The sequence below is a fragment of the Ruegeria sp. BHSC029 genome (genome assembly GCF_059613085.1).
The window spans coordinates 459084-475635 of record NZ_JBXWRU010000002.1 but is presented as its reverse complement, the minus strand read 5'-3'; the positions used below and the strand labels follow the sequence as shown (position 1 = coordinate 475635).

The 16552-nt window shown below is 59.8% G+C and carries 14 protein-coding genes and 1 tRNA gene; 8 read left to right on the top strand and 7 right to left on the bottom strand.

The annotated features are described in order from the left end of the window. Positions 1-87: 87 nt before the first annotated feature. From AC2FML_RS06030 to AC2FML_RS06015, 4 genes are all read right to left on the bottom strand, one after another. A complete protein-coding gene (locus tag AC2FML_RS06030) occupies positions 88-1236 on the bottom strand; it encodes an ABC transporter ATP-binding protein (RefSeq protein ID WP_174819681.1) in 1149 nt (382 codons plus the stop codon). Between the two features lie 81 nt (positions 1237-1317). Further along, entirely contained in the window at positions 1318-2034 is a 717-nt protein-coding gene (locus AC2FML_RS06025; protein ID WP_170587559.1) for a maleate cis-trans isomerase family protein, read from the bottom strand. Further along, positions 2031-3176, bottom strand: a complete 1146-nt coding sequence (locus tag AC2FML_RS06020; protein WP_496782390.1) for a M24 family metallopeptidase — start codon at positions 3174-3176, stop codon at positions 2031-2033. Before AC2FML_RS06020 ends, AC2FML_RS06025 begins: the two co-directional genes overlap by 4 nt. After that, entirely contained in the window at positions 3173-4216 is a 1044-nt protein-coding gene (locus AC2FML_RS06015) for a pyridoxal-phosphate dependent enzyme (RefSeq protein ID WP_170435176.1), read from the bottom strand. Before AC2FML_RS06015 ends, AC2FML_RS06020 begins: the two co-directional genes overlap by 4 nt. Positions 4217-4453: 237 nt before the next feature. On the opposite strand from AC2FML_RS06015, the gene AC2FML_RS06010 reads away from it, so the two are divergent. Continuing rightward, a tRNA-Leu gene (locus tag AC2FML_RS06010) sits at positions 4454-4539 on the top strand. Between the two features lie 32 nt (positions 4540-4571). On the opposite strand, the gene AC2FML_RS06005 is transcribed toward AC2FML_RS06010, so the two are convergent. Further along, positions 4572-5069, bottom strand: a complete 498-nt coding sequence (locus tag AC2FML_RS06005; protein WP_093962654.1) for a hypothetical protein — start codon at positions 5067-5069, stop codon at positions 4572-4574. Next, positions 5062-5814: a helix-turn-helix transcriptional regulator gene (locus tag AC2FML_RS06000; protein WP_496782389.1), complete on the bottom strand. Its 753-nt coding sequence runs from the start codon at positions 5812-5814 to the stop codon at positions 5062-5064. Before AC2FML_RS06000 ends, AC2FML_RS06005 begins: the two co-directional genes overlap by 8 nt. Before the next feature lie 606 nt (positions 5815-6420). On the opposite strand from AC2FML_RS06000, the gene AC2FML_RS05995 reads away from it, so the two are divergent. The 6 genes from AC2FML_RS05995 (at position 6421) to AC2FML_RS05970 (ending at position 15278) form a co-directional block, all read left to right on the top strand. Then, entirely contained in the window at positions 6421-8775 is a 2355-nt protein-coding gene (locus AC2FML_RS05995) for a hypothetical protein (RefSeq protein ID WP_496782388.1), read from the top strand. Positions 8776-8908: 133 nt separating this feature from the next. After that, positions 8909-10864 carry a type I secretion protein gene (locus AC2FML_RS05990; RefSeq protein ID WP_496782387.1) on the top strand — a complete coding sequence of 652 codons (1956 nt, stop codon included), beginning with the start codon at positions 8909-8911 and terminating at the stop codon, positions 10862-10864. A 36-nt stretch (positions 10865-10900) separates the two neighbouring features. Further along, entirely contained in the window at positions 10901-13192 is a 2292-nt protein-coding gene (locus AC2FML_RS05985) for a type I secretion system permease/ATPase (RefSeq protein ID WP_496782386.1), read from the top strand. A 13-nt stretch (positions 13193-13205) separates the two neighbouring features. Then, complete coding sequence (locus tag AC2FML_RS05980) at positions 13206-14546, top strand: HlyD family type I secretion periplasmic adaptor subunit (RefSeq protein WP_170438578.1); 1341 nt, start codon at positions 13206-13208, stop codon at positions 14544-14546. 74 nt (positions 14547-14620) lie between these two features. Further along, positions 14621-15013, top strand: coding sequence for a rhodanese-like domain-containing protein (locus AC2FML_RS05975; protein ID WP_170390579.1), 393 nt, complete (start codon positions 14621-14623; stop codon positions 15011-15013). A gap of 85 nt (positions 15014-15098) precedes the next feature. Then, on the top strand, positions 15099-15278 hold the full coding sequence (locus tag AC2FML_RS05970) for a hypothetical protein (RefSeq protein WP_496782384.1): 180 nt from the start codon (positions 15099-15101) through the stop codon (positions 15276-15278). Between the two features lie 5 nt (positions 15279-15283). Here AC2FML_RS05970 and AC2FML_RS05965 read toward each other — a convergent pair whose 3' ends face one another. Next, the gene (locus AC2FML_RS05965) at positions 15284-16087 is read right to left on the bottom strand and encodes an alpha/beta fold hydrolase (RefSeq protein WP_496782382.1); all 804 of its coding nucleotides are present in this window, start codon (positions 16085-16087) and stop codon (positions 15284-15286) included. A gap of 47 nt (positions 16088-16134) precedes the next feature. Here AC2FML_RS05965 and AC2FML_RS05960 point away from each other — a divergent pair, with 47 nt between their 5' ends. Continuing rightward, positions 16135-16509, top strand: a complete 375-nt coding sequence (locus AC2FML_RS05960) for a hypothetical protein (RefSeq protein ID WP_170337639.1) — start codon at positions 16135-16137, stop codon at positions 16507-16509. The last annotated feature ends 43 nt before the right edge of the window (positions 16510-16552 follow it).

The following is a 16552-nucleotide window of genomic DNA, read 5'->3' as shown; positions in this document are numbered from 1 at the left end:
TTCCCGTTTTATGCTTGGTCGACCAACGCACGGGTTTTCGTCGGTCGGTTCTTTCGGCTTGGGGACGGATTGCGAAGCCGGGCGCGCCTAGGCGTCCAGAGCGCGGCAATCCTGCGCCAGCCATCCGATCTCGATCTCCTGACCCGGTGTCAGCCTGACGGCGTCAGGGGCATTCCGGGTCTTGACGATGAATTCATCATTGCCGGCCACCGACATGCGGAACCTGAATACATCGCCCATGTAGATGAATTCCTTCACCACAGCCTTGAGCGTATGCGCTTCGGGGCTGAGGCGATCCTTGTTGAATTCCACGCGCTCGGGCCGGATCGAGACCTTGGTCCGTTCCCCCGGTTGGCTCACGTTGATCGGAACCGCGTCGATCTCGGACCCATCGTCCAGTGTTACGACGCATTTCCCGCCATCGACGGATTTCAGAACGCCTTCCAGCGTGTTGTTCTCACCTATGAACTGCGCAACGAAACTGTTCTCCGGTTCTTCATAAAGCTGGTCCGGCGGTGCAAGCTGCTGGATCCGCCCATCGTCAAAGACCGCTACGCGATCCGACATGGTCAGCGCTTCGGTCTGGTCGTGGGTCACATAGACGGTCGTGATCCCCAATTCATGGGCCAGACGCGTGATTTCAAACTGCATGTGCTCGCGCAGCTGTTTGTCCAATGCGCCCAGCGGTTCGTCCATCAGAACCAATTCGGGTTCGAAGACCAGCGCGCGGGCCAAGGCGATACGCTGTTGTTGTCCGCCTGACAGCTGAGCGGGTCTGCGGCTGCCGAAGGCACCCATCTGCACCATGTCGAGGGCGCGCTGGACCTTTTCTTCGCGCTCGGACTTGCCGATTTTTCGGACTTCCAGCGGAAAGGCGAGGTTCTCGGCCACAGTCATGTGCGGGAACAGGGCATAGTTCTGAAACACCATCCCGATGCCACGCTTGTGCGGCGGAATGTTGTTGATCGGTCGCCCATCCAACAGAATTTCGCCATGCGTCGCAGTTTCGAACCCGGCCAGCATCATCAGGCAAGTGGTCTTGCCAGATCCCGATGGGCCCAACATTGTCAGAAACTCGCCCTTTGGCATCGCGAGGTTAAGGTCTTTGACGACAAGATTTTCGCCGTCATACGATTTTTGAACGCGTTGAAATTCGACAAACGCGGCGTCGCTAGAAGTGCCGGTCACAAGACCCCCTGTTGCGTCAATTCTTGATCCGGTTGGTCCGGATTTCATTGATCCCTGAGCACATTAAAGACGCAGCAATGTCCGGCTGGCAAGACTCAATGACAAAAACCAATCCTCATTGGGTGGGATTCAAGGATTTTGCGCAGTGTTGAGGCGCCGCATGTGCCACGCAAGGGTCTGATTGCTGGACAAGACCGGTTTGCCAATCTGTTCATGGATCCGCGGGATGGCGTCCAACGTGCGAAGGTTGGTGCAGCTGAGAAAAACAGCTTCGACCGCTCTGTCCGAACCCAGCCTCACCGCGGCGTCAACGATGGATTGCGTTGATATCCGGACGACCTTTGCTTCTTCGGAAATCCCAAAGGTGCCGAACACATCCATGAGGATCCCTTGATCGGCGAAGGCCGCGCGAAGCGCCGTGTTGACCTGCTCCTCATAAGGGGACAGCAGTGCAAAGCGTGACACACCCAATTCGCGCGCCTGAGCAACCGCGGCGCGCAGAGGGTTGGTTACCGTTTGCACGTCACAAGTCTGCTTTACCAGTTCTTCGACCTTTTCCGATCCGATGACCGAGCTTGCCGAGGTGCAGGCGTAACCCACAGCCCGGAAGGGGCGCGCCTTGGGCAGTAAATCTGCCGCCGCTGGAAGCGCATGCTTCATGCGGGTCAACGTCTTGGTCGTGACCTGCGGGTCGCTGGTTATGCGCGAGACATAAATGGGTGAAGGGTCGCCGGCAAAAAGCCTGCGGAAATCGCCTTCGATCGTCTCGTCTGTCTGCAGAACGATCAGGCCAAGCGGAGATATACCCGGGTCATCCGTGTCCAGAGAAAATGGCAGTGTTGTCATAGCTCGGGAATCTCCCGTCGTGCCTTGGGGCTCAGGAACCGCGGTGCGCTTTCGGTGACCAGCACATTTTCCTCGTGGACAAGTATTTTGCCACCGACCTCAATACCTGGCTCCAGCGTCAACACCATTCCGGGTTTCAGAACCGTTTGATCCGTTGGGATGAGCGAAGGCCACTCGGTCAATGACGTGCCCAATCCGTGGCCCAGGCGCCCGGCTTCGGTCCCGCCGCCGCCACGGGACAGGACCGAGCTCATCGTGTGATACAGGTCCGAGGCCGTCGCGCCCGGTCTGGCCTGCTCGAACGCCGCCTCGGTCGCATCGATCAGCGCGTAGTGCGCCGCGCGCACGGCGGGACTGGCCGGGCCGACGGACCAGTTGCGGTCGAAATCGCAAAAATACCCATCCCAGACCAGCCCGGTATCCAACATAAGCACGTCGCCCGGCTTCAACGGTCGTTGGGTTGCCGGTGAGATTACGTCGCCATATCCGCCTTGGTCGGCCGCGCCGGCAAGATAAGGCACCCAATCGGCGCCTGCGTTGAGACACAACATCTGGAACCGTCGAAAGACCTGATCCAGAGGAACACCGGCCGATGCAATCTCAGGAACCCGCTCAAAAGCCTGTCCCGCGATCAGGCAGGCGGTTTCGATCTTTTTGATTTCGGCTTGAGATTTGACCATGCGCAGGTCGCGCAGAATGCCAAGGTCGCCGGTGATCCTGCGGCGGTCGATTTCGGATTTCAGACGCCCGAAATCTGCAAGCGGCATCCGCAAGTGCGTTTCATGCCCATCGGGACATCCGATCAAGCCGCCGTCCGGAACAAGTTCGCGCAGGGTTTCGGCCAGCAACGATACTCCGTCGTCTGCCAGATCCGGGGCGGACCAGGTGCGGATGTCTTCGATCCAGGTCTGCGCCATCAAGGCCGCGCCAATCGACGGGATCACCGCGACAGGTTTGCCGGTCGCAGGAACGACAAGGAACCAGGGGCGCGTCGGGCTTTCCCAGAACCGGGTCAGAAAGCCGCTGAAATACCGGACGTCGGGCTCGGTCGTCAGCAGCAGGGCGTCCAGGCCATGCTCTTGCATGAGATCCTGTGCACGCGCAGTTCTGTCCGCGAACTCGGCTTGTTCGAACCCTCTCACGAGGCTTGCTCGGTCACGATGCACAAAACGCGGTCCTGTGGTCCGATATTGAGCAAGTTGCGGCTATCGGCATCCAGAACGGCGGCCAGTCCGGCGCCGCCTGACGCAGTCGTTTCGAACCCGGCCTCTGCCATGACCGGAAGCTGAGCGGCCACGGTGTCATCCTCCAGCGTCAGAAACTGATCGGCATCCCGCGCCAGTCCATTCAGTGCAATCAGCGATGGCTCCTTGCAATCCAGCCGTCCCATGATGCTGTCCGGACCGTCTGCAAAAACCGGCGCGCCGGCTTGGATGCTGGCCATCAGCGCCGGGGCTGCGGCCGGTTCGACCACGATGATCTTGGGGTCGTCTCCCCAAGCCTTTCGGAAACATGCGGCAACGGCGCCCGCCATGCCTCCCACTCCGGCCTGCAGCAGGATCAATGTCGGAGGTTCGGGACACTGATCAACCGCCTCGACAGCCATTTGAACGTACCCCTCCATCAAGAGATGGGGCAGGTCATAATACCCTTCCCAAGAGCTGTCTGACAGAAGCGTCCAGTCGTTGTCGTTCGCCGCGCGGCTTGCGGCGCTCATGCTTGCGGCGTAATCGACGCCTTCGCGCACCACTCGCGCACCTTGCGCCGAAAGGCGCTGAGCAAAGCTCTCGGGCACGGTTTCAGAAATGAACACTACGGCATTCGCACCAAAAACGCGCGCACCCGCAGCCATGCTTAGGCCGTGGTTCCCGGCGCTGGCCGTTACATAAGTACGGCCAGCAAGGGATGTGTTGTCGGGTGTCTCGGTGGCTTCGCTCGCTTGGTAGGCGATGACATAGGCCGCGCCCAATGCCTTGAACGACCCGAGATTCATCCGCGTCCGTTCATCTTTGATCCAAAGGCGGGAAACGGGCGCCAAACCCTGCGCTTCGGCCAGTGGTGTCACGCCGGAGGCAGGGCACAGCGACAAAAGCTGCGCCAACCGGCTGGAATTGGTTGAAGGGAAGGGGGCCTGTGAAAACAGTTTGCCTTCGCCTCGATACGGGTTGGTGACGGACTTCATCGCGGCCTCCCTCAACGATCCGGCAGACGTCATAGAAATGCAGTCAATCTGTCAAGGCAAAGGGGTGAAATGCGAGAAATGCACACTTCCTGTTCCCTGGGAAAAGTGGCTACCTGCCCTGAACCAAACGGCGTTGATCTGGCTGGCGAATTGACCGCTTGCGGTCTTTGCAATCGGAATCGGTGCGTGTAAGTGTTCGGCACGTGATCCGTTGCCGGTGCATCAGACCGGCCGGATGCGGGCGTGATGGAATGGTAGACATATCGGACTTAAAATCCGAAGGCCCTAGCGCCGTGTGGGTTCGAGTCCCACCGCCCGCACCAAACACAATGGTCGACTTGGCCGAGGGCGATCGTCAGACCGGATAACCCAGCTTGGAGATCAGCCGCCAGATGTCCTGGTTCGCCGCCGACAGCTGCGCTACGACATCCTCGATTTCCTGCATCGCCTGTTCGTCGACCGTATCTTCGCGTCCCAGCTTGATGTCTGTTTTTCGATCGGCAATGCGCATCAAGATCGTTTTGGGGTTCCCGGTTTCCTGGTCGAAAGAATAGATGCAGTGGTTGAACTTGTTGCGGATTCCCGACAGGCGGCTGAGCCGCTGCGTGTGCTCAAGGATCGGATCACGAACCGAGGCAGGCCTTCCGTCCATCTTTGCCAGACGCTCGACCAGATCAATTCGGGCGCGGGTCGTGTTCAGGGTCAGGAAAATGATGACGGCTACGTCTTTGCTGGTCCCCGAGAGGCCGGCAATCAGATGAATCAGCAGGCTTTCGGTGTTCGTCCAGACATAGTTCAGGCGGCCGACCAAAAGGATCAACCGATCGAACCTGGCTTCGAAGTCGTCAGTCAACCGAGGTTCGGTGCGCGTCCTGCGCCGCCGCCTCAAAGAAGAAATGCGCCGCTGCCGTTCTGTTGCTGACACCGATCTTGCCCGACACATTGTGCATGTGCAGCTTGACCGTGTGTTCGGTGATACCCAACTGGGCAGCGATCGCCTTGTTGCTTTTGCCTTCGGAGACAAGTTGCAGAACCTGCTTCTCGCGCCGGGTCAGTTTTGACAACAGAGGGCCAGCCGCAGGGGATTTCGGAGTTTCTCGGGCCGTAGTCGCACCTGTCGCGCACGGCTTCGATGCAACGCAATTGGCCACAAATCCCGGCAGGTACAACTCTTCATGCATCAGCAGCCGCAGGATCGCGCGCCATGCGTCCGGGGCGACGTTCATCGGAAGATACCCGATTGGTCCGTACCGGGATCGGTCCCATCGCTCGAAAACGAAACGGGCTGCGTCCTCTTTGCGGTATGCGAAGGCAAGGCATCCCGGCATGGACGATTGAACATAATCGGAGGGATGGGCCAGCAGATCCTCCATCATGATCTGATCCACGACAACAATCTTGCCGGAACCCTCAGCATTGCTCGCCTCGGACAAGAATGCCGCGAGGGATTCAAACCGATGGGCTGCCACGCCGAATTCGTGCTGAACGCTTCGCAGGGTTTGGTTGGAGTAGAAGAGCTCTTTCCCAACAAAAACAATCATGAAATCTTCACTTTTGTCGATCGTGCTGGAACTGTTACTTAATTCAGAAATGCTCATTTTTGCGCCCCCCCTAAATACCCCAGATTACGTCCTGAATTGGCCGTTACTGGCCGGGGTGAAACTGAATAAAAACAATTAAAATTATGTATTGAGTATACCAGAAAGTTCAGTTTTCGACAACTGTACGGCTTTGAGAATCACCAGAGTTTAGAACTTTCGATTAAGGCCGTTTGACGGTCGGACCGCTTAAATATCTGGATACGAAGAACTTTAATTCACCAACCTTTGTCGCTGGCCAATTCGGCTCCGAACTCGGCCATGAAATGCGTGTTCGAGTAATACATCAAGCAAATCAGCCTTTTAGTGATGTTAATACTTTCTGCCAGCTAGGCAGGCCGAACGGCATCTGTACCCTGTGTCGTGCTTCAATTTGCGAAGTGTACTTGTACCTGGCGTGTCTGCGGCCCGCGTATTTTCGCGTGATTTTGAGCAGTCACGGAATCGGCTTGGCCGAGAAAAGGGGGGTGACAACACATCATTCGAAAGACAAGGCCGCAGACATGCGCAGTTTCGCGAATGGATGCTCAATAATATTGTTCAACCGCGCCGAATATCGCTTTGTAGATGAATGGCGGTCTGGCGCTTCAAAAATGGAAGATTGTTATGCGACGCAATGTGAACAATACCAATGTCACGACCGTTGACGAAGTTAATGTTGAAAATCTCGAAGCTCCGATCTCGGTGGAAATCCCCGTTGAAGAAGCAAATATCGAGGCCGAACTGACCGCGCAGCAACAGCAGCAGGGTCAGGAAGTTCAAAACGCTGCAAACAACGAAGACGAACAGAACCAGGCTCAGGCTCAGGCGACCGAGGTTGCAAACGAACAGGCCCAGGGTCAGGATCAGGGCCAAGCGCAGCAGCAGGGCCAACAGCAAGGTCAGCAGCAATCGAACGTCAATGGCGGCGATGACAGCAACAGTATCTCGAACTCGATCAACATCGATTTCGGTGAAGGCGAGTGGATCCCGCGCGACGATGACCAGGTCGATCTGGATATCGGTGACTCGGCATCCGTCGGTGATGTCATCACGGCCGGGAACGACGTGAACTATGATCCCGGCGATGATCTGAACCTGACCATCTCGATGGGCGGTGACGGCAATGACATGTCGTCGATCAACAACCAGTTGGCCAACCTGAGTGACGATGACACGCTGGATTCGCCCAGCCTGTCGAATGACGGCTCGTTCTATCAGAACGGCAGCGCGACGGGCGGTTCGGCCTATGCCGAAGAAGGCATCGGTTCATCCTCCGGCGGCGGTAACTCGGGTTCCGGCGGAACCAGCTACGGCGGTGCCGCAAGCGGCGAGACCAATGGCAGCCACGCATTCGCGCTGGGCGGCCACACCGGCAATGCCGGCGCGGCTTCGCAAGGCGGTAACGGTGCGGCCTCGGGCGGTGCCAACAACACGAGCCTGGGTCTTGGTCTGTCGGGTGCCGAAGCCAGTGGCGAAAGCACGGCTGGCAATGGCGGCAACGCCAACAGTACCTCCAGCGCCAACAACACCGGCAGTTCGAATGCCAACGGCCAGGGAACTGGCGGTGAAGGCGGTAATGCCGGCTCGATCGGTCTTGGCCTTGGTCTGGGACTGTCCGGCGCCAACTCGGAAGGCAATGCCAACGGTGGTGAAAACGCGACCGGTTCGATCGGCGCGGGCCTTGGCCTGGCCGGAAACGAGTCGGGTGCGAACGGCGCCAATGGCGGCAACGGCGAGTCATCGAACTCGGGTTCTGCATCGAACAACAGCACCGGTACGACCGAAGCGAATGAAGCGACAGCCGGAAGCAATACGGGTGCGGGCATGGCTGGCAGCGGCGCGCAAAGTGGCGCGAATGGCACCGGCGGGCCTGGTTCCGGTGGCACGGGTTCCGGCGGCTCGGGCTCGGGTGGTAAAGGTGCTGGTGGCGAAGGCTCTGGTGGCGAGGGATCCGGCGGATTCTCGGCCATGGTCGAAGCAGCCATTGCAGCGCTGAACCAGGAAATCGCGGATGGTGGTCCGGCCTTGAATGCGGCTGATACCGACGCCGCGACCGGCGGCGGCGGAACCACGGGCAACAACCCGGGTACCGGCGGAGCGGGCACCGGTGGTGCTGGAACCGGCGGCGCAGGAACCGGCGGTGCCGGAACCGGTGGCGCAGGGTCCGGCGGAGCGGGCACGGGCGGCAGCTCGGCAGCCAACTCTGGCGCACAGGGCGTCGGCGATCTGGCCGCAAGCGGCCCGAATATCAGCCAGTCGCCTGGTGACGTGAACGGTGCGGCCAGCAACCCGCAAACGTCGACCGGAACCGGCGGAGCCGGCGGTTCGAACGCGGCCAATGGCGCGGCAAACGGAACCGGTTCGGGTTCGTCCAGTGCAGAAGGCGCTGGCGGAGCCGGTGGGACCACGACGCCAACGTCCACCTCGTCCGGTAACGGTGCGGGTTCTGCGGATGCGGTCAACACGGCCGGTACCGGTGGTGCGGCAGAAGTCTTTGCTGACGCTGACACAAACGGTTCCGCCGACAGCCTGGCCGAAGCCATAGCGGGATACGGCGGCGCGTCCTACACCGACAACGATGCCACCTCGACCGGATCCGGCAGCGCGACTGGCGCGGCCAGCTCGGGAGCCGGTGGTGCAGGCGGTGCGTCTGCAGCCAATGGCGGTACCAGCGGCTACGCCATGGGTAGCGCCATGTCCGGCGATACCACGGGTGGCGCAGTCACCGGTGGCAGCGCGGCCGGCGCTTATTCGGGTGACGGCGGAGCCGGCGGCAATGGCGGCACCTGGGGTTCCAACAATGGTGGCGACGGTATCGTCACTGGTGAATCCTACGCGTCGGCAGCAGCAGTGGTCGATACCTCGGCATTCAACCAGACAATCGTCATGGGCGCCAACGTGCTTGGCAACTCGGTCGATACCACGATGGTTGGCGGTTCGATGAGTTCGACCTACGCGAGCGACGACACCGAGGCATAATGCCTGACCCCGGAGGCCGCGATTTCGGCCTCCGGTCTTTGATGAAAACACCGGGGCCGTGTTTCATGGCCTCGGTCCAACTTAACCCAGACCCGGAAATTTTCTGCCGGAAAGGGTGACAGGGATAGTCCAGATGTCACTTGACAGCATTACGGAAACGATCGCGCATTTTATCGGTACTTTTCAGCTCACGATGGAACAGGCCATCCTGCGGCAGCAATACGAGGAGTTTACGGCGCTCCGCCGGCTGGCCGAAGTTGAAGGCCTGGAGGATCCGATCAGGATTGTCGTCAAGGCCGATCTGGATCTGAAGCCCAAGGACTACGACCCGCTTCCCTACCGTTTCCCCGAACCGCCCGCGGACCCGCAGTTGCCGCTGCCACCAGCCGGCCCAATGCTCGAGTCGAACATCCAGATCGGTGACCCGTTGGCTCCGGGCGGATTCGTTCCGCAGTCCGAATTGCCCATCTCGGTCGGGCCGCAATTCTTGATGTTGCAGCCTCAGGTCGTCAGCGACCTGATAGGGTCTGCCGTCACTTACACATTCCAGACATTGGTCCTGCGCGACAATGATACCGTGGGCGCGGGCGACTTCCGCGATGCGGCGATGCTGACAGCGCAGGCCGAAGCCGCGTTGGACGTGGCGCACTCGCTTCATGCGATGGCGGTGCCTTCACTGGCGATACCGGACTACATGACGCCAGAATACCTGGATACGCTGGTCGAACAGATAACGACACCGATGAACGGATCGGTCCAAGGTGTCACGGTTCACCAATTCCAAGGTGAAGACGCGGAAGGCATCATCGTCAACGGTCAACACGTGTCGGAGGCTCCGGTCTGGAGCGATCTTCTGCCGGCCTACCACCAGCCCGAGGAGGCTGAGGAAAATCTGGTGTCACAGTCCTATCCGGCCGAGTGGAACCAGTCCGAGGGGCCGGAGTCACACGAGGGTCATACCGTTGTCACCGGCGGCAATCTTGCGATCAACGAAGTCGCGCTGAACGTCGGTTGGGTGGATGCCCCCTTCATCGCCGTGGGTGGACAAGCGATCAGCCTGACGATGATCAGCCAGGTCGCGCTGGTATCAGATGTTGATGTCGGAAACACCGGCAGCGGCGCGGGCACCAACGTCGTCCAATCCGCCCAGATTGAAACAGAGGCGAATCCTGCGCCGTGGCTTGCCGGAACCTCGGCCGTCGCTGGTGGGGCCGGGCAGCCGTCCTTTTTGACCGTCGATTGGATCCATGGCGATCTGGTGGTTGCCAACTTCCTCAAGCAGGTCATCAACGCCACCGATATCGACCATATCCAGACCGAGATTTCCGCGTCTTCGACCATGTATGCGATGGGTGGCAACCAGATGGTCAACGTGGCTGATATTGTTCAACTCGGCAACTATTATGACCTGATAATGATCGGCGGCGACATGATCTCGGTCGACATGTTGTTCCAGACGCTTGTCCTGATGGATGACGACCTGGTGTCAGGCGGCCTAGCCGGACCTGCCGGAGGTGCGAACGAAAACCTGCTGATGAACCAGGCCTCGGTGATGACCAACGGCCTGGACCTGCAGGAGGCGCTTGAGGAGAACATGGCCGAGGCCATGACTCTGAATGAAATGAACATGGCGGCGCTCGAGGACGCATTGCTGAACGATCCGATGTTCGCGGGTATGGAGCAGATGCGCGTTCTGAAGATCGACGGAAACCTGCTGCAGGTGAATATTCTTGAGCAGGTCACCATGCTCGCCGATCAGGATGACATTTTCCTGTCCGGTCCGCATGGGGCCAGTACCGAAGTCGTGGCCGGCAGCAACGCGATGCTGAATGCGGCCAACATCAACAAGCTGGGCGTGGACTCCGTTGTCATGGGCGGGCAGGGCGCATATTCCGAGCTTTTGCTGCACCAGGCCAGTCTCATCGACTTGCCCGAGAATGAGATCGGCCAGGAATTTGCCAATGAAGCCATCGCAATCCTGATGGAGGAGGCAATGACCGCCGGGCAAGCAGTGAGCGGCCCGACCGCTCCTGCACTAACCCCCGAAGACTTGGACGCCAATGTAGGAATGCAATCCATCCTGACCTGATTTTCCCTTTTTTACGAGTGACCGGAAGGTTTGTTTATGTCGATCGTTTTTTCGTCGCGCCGCACCCGATATGCCAGCCCGCTGGACCGGTCGGGAAGCGGACAGCCTCTGACTTTGCGACCCAGCGACATGGTGTCTGGCTCGTCATTTGCAACGGAACGGCTGACCGCACGGCTAAGGCTGACCAAGGAGATGCGCGTGCCCGTGACCGAGCAGAGCCAGAACAAGGCAGCGCAGGAGGGCCCGGCCACGGCGCAGAAGGAGCAAGAGGTTGCTGGCAATGCAGCGGCTCCGGCACCGGAAGCCCGGGACGAAACCGATCAGAAAATAACAGACGACATCACACTGGAAACAACATTCAGCGCCGCTTCTCCCCGACGGCGCGAAACGCCGGAAACCGTCGCCGTGGAAGGGCGTGCGGGTGACGGCGAAGGGGTGGCCAATGCCGAGGACTCGGAACCGCAAACCGTCGAAAGCCCGACCGCGCGCATGACCCCCTCGTCCCGGTCGGGTGGGACGGATCGCATGGGCACCACTATCGAGGCCGAAGCGAACAAGCCGCTGCTGCGCACTGGTTCAGGCGATGGCGGCGGCAAAGGGCCACCCCAAACTTTTCACAAGCGCACGCCGCCCGAAGACTTTCAACGCACCCTTCGGACCTCGATGCGAGCGATATGGCGAAACCTTGCCTTTGTTCTGGTGCTGACCTGCGCGACCAATCTGTTGATCCTGGCGATCCCGATCTACCTGTTCCAGATCAGTGACCGGGTGCTGACCAGCCGCTCGCTGGACACGCTGATCATGCTGACCGCGATCGTGGCCGGGGCAATCATCTTTCAATCGGCTTTCGATGCGGTGCGGCGCTTCATGTTGATGCGCACCGGGGTCGAAGTGGCGGCGCGACTGGGTGCTCCGACCCTCAGTGCCGCAGCGCATGCCTCGTTGCACGGGACGGGACGCGAGTATCAGACGCTGGGTGATCTGCAGCAAATCCGCGGCTTTCTCGTTTCAAGCACCCTTCTCTCCTTTTTGGATGTTCCTTTTGCGCCGTTGTTCATCCTTATGATTTTTCTGGTTCACCCAGAGTTGGGCATGATCGTGGTGGTGACGGCCGTGATCCTGATGGTTATCGCGCTGATCAACCAGCGGATGACAGCCAAACCGTTTGCCGAGGCCAACATGGCCCAATCTCTGGCCAACCAGCATCTGGATTCGATGTCGCGGAACAGCCAGATCATCAACGCACTTGCTATGATCCCCGAGGCGGTTCGGATCTGGGGACGCGACACCGCCAACTCCCTGACCTGGCAGGTCCGGGCGCAGGACAGAAACGTGGTGTTCGCGGCGATCTCGCGCACCGTACGCCTGCTGACGCAGGTCGGCATTCTGGGATGGGGGGCCTATCTGGCCCTGCAAGGCGAAATCACGGGCGGCATGGTGATCGCGGCCTCGATCATCGCTGGGCGGGCTTTTGCGCCAATCGAAGGGTCAATCGAGGGCTGGAATACATTCCTGCTGACCCGCGGTGCCTACAGCCGCATCAAGGCATTGCTGTCCAATTCGGCGCTTCAGTATGAGAAGCTGCGCTTGCCCCGCCCCGAGGGACGAGTGGATGTTGAACGCCTTCTGTTTGTACCCGGGGGTACCAAACGCGTGGTTCTCAACGGCATCAGTTTTTCGCTCAACCCGGGCGAGACGCTGGCGATCATCGGCAACTCGGGCGCGGGCAAGACCACGCTGGGCAAAACGCTGGTAGGATCGATTCTGCCGACCTCGGGCAGCGTGCGGCTCGACCTGATGGATATCCGAAACTGGGATCCGCGCCAGTTCGGCGAAAGCATCGGGTACCTGCCGCAGGACGTTCAGCTGTTTCCGGGCACGATCAAGGACAATATCGGCCGAATGCGCGCCGATGCCACCGATGAGCAAATTCATGATGCTGCAGTTCTGGCCGACGTGCACAACATGATCGCCACCTTGCCACAGGGGTATGAGACCGTGGTCGCTGCCGATGGCTCGCCCCTGTCTGGCGGTCAGAAACAGCGGATCGCGCTGGCGCGCGCCTTCTTTGGCAATCCGCGGATGGTGGTTCTGGACGAGCCGAACTCGAACCTGGATGTCGCGGGCGACAAGGCGCTGGCCCGGGCAATCGAGCAGGCGAGGGAAAACAAGATTACCGTGGTCGTGATCACCCAAAAACCGACGCTCTTGAACGTGGTGGACAAGATCATGCTGCTGACGGACGGGCGGGTCGCCCTGTTCGGTCAGCGTGAGCAGGTGCTGCAGCAACTGAACGGGCCGCGCCAGCAGCCCGAGTTGAAAGGGTAGACGGGGGTTAAGGATGAACGAGTTGGTACAAGTAGACGATCCCGCCATTTGGTACGCCGAGGTTCCGAGATCGATAACCAAGTTCATAGTCGTGGGCACCGTGCTGCTGGTCGCCTGTTTCGGCGGGTTCGGCCTGTGGTCGTTTCAGGCGCCGCTCGCGGCCGCAGTAATTGCGCAAGGCAGCTTTGTGGCCACCGGGCGCAACAAGATCGTTCAGCATCTTGAAGGAGGGATCATCGAACAGATCCTGGTCACCGAAGGCCAGACCGTGCAGGAGGGGCAGGTCTTGATGACACTCGACCAGACCTCGGCCGAGGCAAATGAGCGTGAATTGTTCATCCGCAAGATCCGCCTTCAGGCGATGGTCGAGCGCTTGCTGGCCGAATACGCCGAAAAGGACACTTTGGAGTTTTCACCCGCCCTGATCGAGGCATCCGACGACGTTGAAGTGATGACCATTCTCGACAACCAGCGGCTCAGTTTCGAAGTCTCGCGCAAGACTCTGCTGAATGACATTGCCCTTCTCGAACGCAATATCGAAGCGCTGAAGATCAGGGCCAGCGGCTTCGAGGCGCAATTGGAAAGCATGGAGCGCCGCAAGGCGATCCTTCAGGAAGAATACGAAACCAAGAACGCGTTGTTCGAAAAAGGTCTTGTCCGAAAGGGTGAGTTGAACACCATCCGGCGAGTCCAGGCCGAAGCGGACGGGCAATTGGCCCGACTGGCGGCCGAGGCTTCGGAAACCAGCCAGATGCTGCTGAAATACGAAGAGCAGATCACCCGGACCCGGTCCGCCTATCGCGAAGCAGCGCTGGACGAACTGGGTGTAATCGAGGCGGATCTGGAAAGCGTGCGGGAAAAATCGCGCCAGGCCAGCAGTGTTCTTGCCCGCGCGGTGGTGCGCGCCCCGGTTGATGGCACGGTTGTGCGATTGCACTATTACACGCCGGGCGGCGTCATCGAGACCGGCAAGCCGATTGCCGAAATCCTGCCAGCTGATGCCCCGCTGATCATCGAGGCCCAGATCCCGCGCACCGATATCGACAGCGTTGTGACCGGCCAGACCGCGACTGTGCGGTTGGTGGCTTTGAATCAGCGCACGACACCGGTTCTGACGGGCGAAGTCTTTTACGTCTCGGCGGACGCGGTCCTGGAAGAAGCCAGCGGAATACCTCAAGAGGTCTATCTGGCCCGGGTGTCGTTGGAGCCTGACGAGATGGACCGGGTACGGGGGTTCATTCCGACCCCCGGCATGCCGGCCGAGATCATGATCCAGACCGAGGAACGCACCTTTGCCGCCTATATCGCCAAGCCGATCGTCGACAGCATGTCTCGGGCCTTTCGCGAGCAATAGTCGCCCACCATAGCGCTTACAAATTCAAAGGGCCCCGTGCTAGCATTCGTGAAAATCCGGGAGGGACCGCACGAATGCCATTGACCGTTAAAGAGATGCTTGAGGCCGCGAATGCTGATGTTCAACGTATCAGCGCCGCGCAAGCCAGGGAGCTATTGCAGCAGGGTGCGCTGCTGCTGGATATTCGCGATGCGCCTGAACTGGAAAAGACCGGTCGCGCCGTCGGATCTCACCATATCTCACGCGGTATGCTCGAGTTTCGTGCCGATCCTGCGCTGCAGTCGCATGACCCCGAGCTGCGGAAGGATCGCCCGATCATTCTGCATTGCGCATCGGGCGGACGGGCGGCTCTTGCGGGCAAGTTGCTCAAGGACATGGGGTATCAGCATGTCTACAACCTGGGTGGGTTCTCGGACTGGGTAAACGGCGGGGGCGACTATGTCGGCCCGGTTGATTCCGGGATGTAGGGACCCAGCCTGATCTGCATCAAAGCCGAATGTATTCCGCTTCGGCAATCTGCGCGTCAGACGCCATCAACAAGGACGACTGGCAATGATGAGACTTGCAGCGCTACTGCATTCCCTGATCGCGACCGCCCTCGCGGGGTCGGCCGTTATCGCCGTGCTGACCGCCGGGATGGTTTCGACCCTGGCCATCGTGGGTGCCGCAGCCGCCGGAGCGGTCGCGGCTTTGCCCGCATCCTGGCTGGTCGCCAAGCGCCTGTACCAATAGAGAGCTTAGGCGGCGTTCAGAAATACCCGGACAGCAGCTTCGAACTCACGCGGTTTTTCGGCGTGCAGCCAATGGCCTGCGCCCGGAATCTTGGCGAAACGGGCGTTCGGGAACAAAGATTTGATGACTTCGCGGTGACTTGCCTGAACATAGTCCGACTCCGCACCGGCGAGAAACAGCGCCGGGCCGTCCCAATGCGAGGTAAAGTCCGGAAAACCCATGATATTCGGCATCTCTTTGGCCAATACGTCCAGGTTCAGCCGCCAGCGTTTGCCGGGAACGTCCAGCGACTGAGTGAAGAAGCTCTGCAACGCCTTCTCGACTCCGAGATCGGCCAGTTGCTGTTCCACATCCGAGCGGTGCGCGACCTGTGTCATGTCCACGGCGCGCATGGCCTCGATATATTGCATTTGCGTGTGGCTGTACCGAACCGGAGCAATGTCCGCCACGACCAACCTGTTGACCATTTCGCCATGCTCGAGCGCCAATGTCATTGCCGACTTGCCGCCCATCGAATGCCCGATCACGTCTGCCACGCCGCCCATGCTTTCGATGACCTCAGCCAAATCATCCGCCAATGCCGGATAATCGTGCCGGTCGTCCCAGAAGCTGTGGGCGTGATTGCGCATGTCGACCGCCACCACCTGACGTTCATCTGACAGCCGACGCGCAATCACCCCCCAGTTTCGGGCCGATCCGTATAGCCCATGGGCAATCAAAAGCGGTGTGCGGGACGTCGGTTCGCCATGTGTGATCGTGTTCAGCATGTCTTTCTGATAGCCTCCGGCGCCCCGGACAACCAGCCCCATTGTGACCGCCTGCGCAGACCGTTAGATTGCCCCATCAGGAGGGGCGCATGGCTCAGGAAACAGAAATTCAGACCCAGATCGCGCAGACGATAATCCTGTTGCGCAAAAAACTGGGCGCAAAGGGCAAGACCCTGGCCGAGTCGGTGCGCCGTGCCAAGCGTCGCTTGCCGCGCAAGGTCTACAAACAGGCAATGGAACTCGCCCGTGCCGAGCCGTTGGTCGAGCATCCCAAGCTCCGGCTGACCCTGGACTCGCCGACCCTGGAAAAGGCGGCGAAGGATGTTCAGTCGCATCTGCGCGCCATTAATTTGGCGGATCGCCGCTGGGGTTGGTTCCTGGGCATGCTCGGGGGGCTGGCCTTCAACATTCTGGCCTTGGCCGCACTGTTCCTTGTCGTGCTTTGGTGGCGCGGTCTGATCTGATCAGGGCATCTGCCGGCAAGGAAAAATGGCGCCCGAAAAAGGC

Bases quoted from the DNA above. Each gene is read 5' to 3' on its own strand.
- AC2FML_RS06030 (WP_174819681.1), bottom strand. From the start codon at position 1,236: ATGAAATCCGGACCAACCGGATCAAGAATTGACGCAACAGGGGGTCTT.
- AC2FML_RS06025 (WP_170587559.1), bottom strand. From the start codon at position 2,034: ATGACAACACTGCCATTTTCTCTGGACACGGATGACCCGGGTATATCT.
- AC2FML_RS06015 (WP_170435176.1), bottom strand. From the start codon at position 4,216: ATGAAGTCCGTCACCAACCCGTATCGAGGCGAAGGCAAACTGTTTTCA.
- AC2FML_RS06000 (WP_496782389.1), bottom strand. From the start codon at position 5,814: ATGAGCATTTCTGAATTAAGTAACAGTTCCAGCACGATCGACAAAAGT.
- AC2FML_RS05995 (WP_496782388.1), top strand. From the start codon at position 6,421: ATGCGACGCAATGTGAACAATACCAATGTCACGACCGTTGACGAAGTT.
- AC2FML_RS05990 (WP_496782387.1), top strand. From the start codon at position 8,909: ATGTCACTTGACAGCATTACGGAAACGATCGCGCATTTTATCGGTACT.
- AC2FML_RS05985 (WP_496782386.1), top strand. From the start codon at position 10,901: ATGTCGATCGTTTTTTCGTCGCGCCGCACCCGATATGCCAGCCCGCTG.
- AC2FML_RS05980 (WP_170438578.1), top strand. From the start codon at position 13,206: ATGAACGAGTTGGTACAAGTAGACGATCCCGCCATTTGGTACGCCGAG.
- AC2FML_RS05975 (WP_170390579.1), top strand. From the start codon at position 14,621: ATGCCATTGACCGTTAAAGAGATGCTTGAGGCCGCGAATGCTGATGTT.
- AC2FML_RS05970 (WP_496782384.1), top strand. From the start codon at position 15,099: ATGATGAGACTTGCAGCGCTACTGCATTCCCTGATCGCGACCGCCCTC.
- AC2FML_RS05965 (WP_496782382.1), bottom strand. From the start codon at position 16,087: ATGGGGCTGGTTGTCCGGGGCGCCGGAGGCTATCAGAAAGACATGCTG.
- AC2FML_RS05960 (WP_170337639.1), top strand. From the start codon at position 16,135: ATGGCTCAGGAAACAGAAATTCAGACCCAGATCGCGCAGACGATAATC.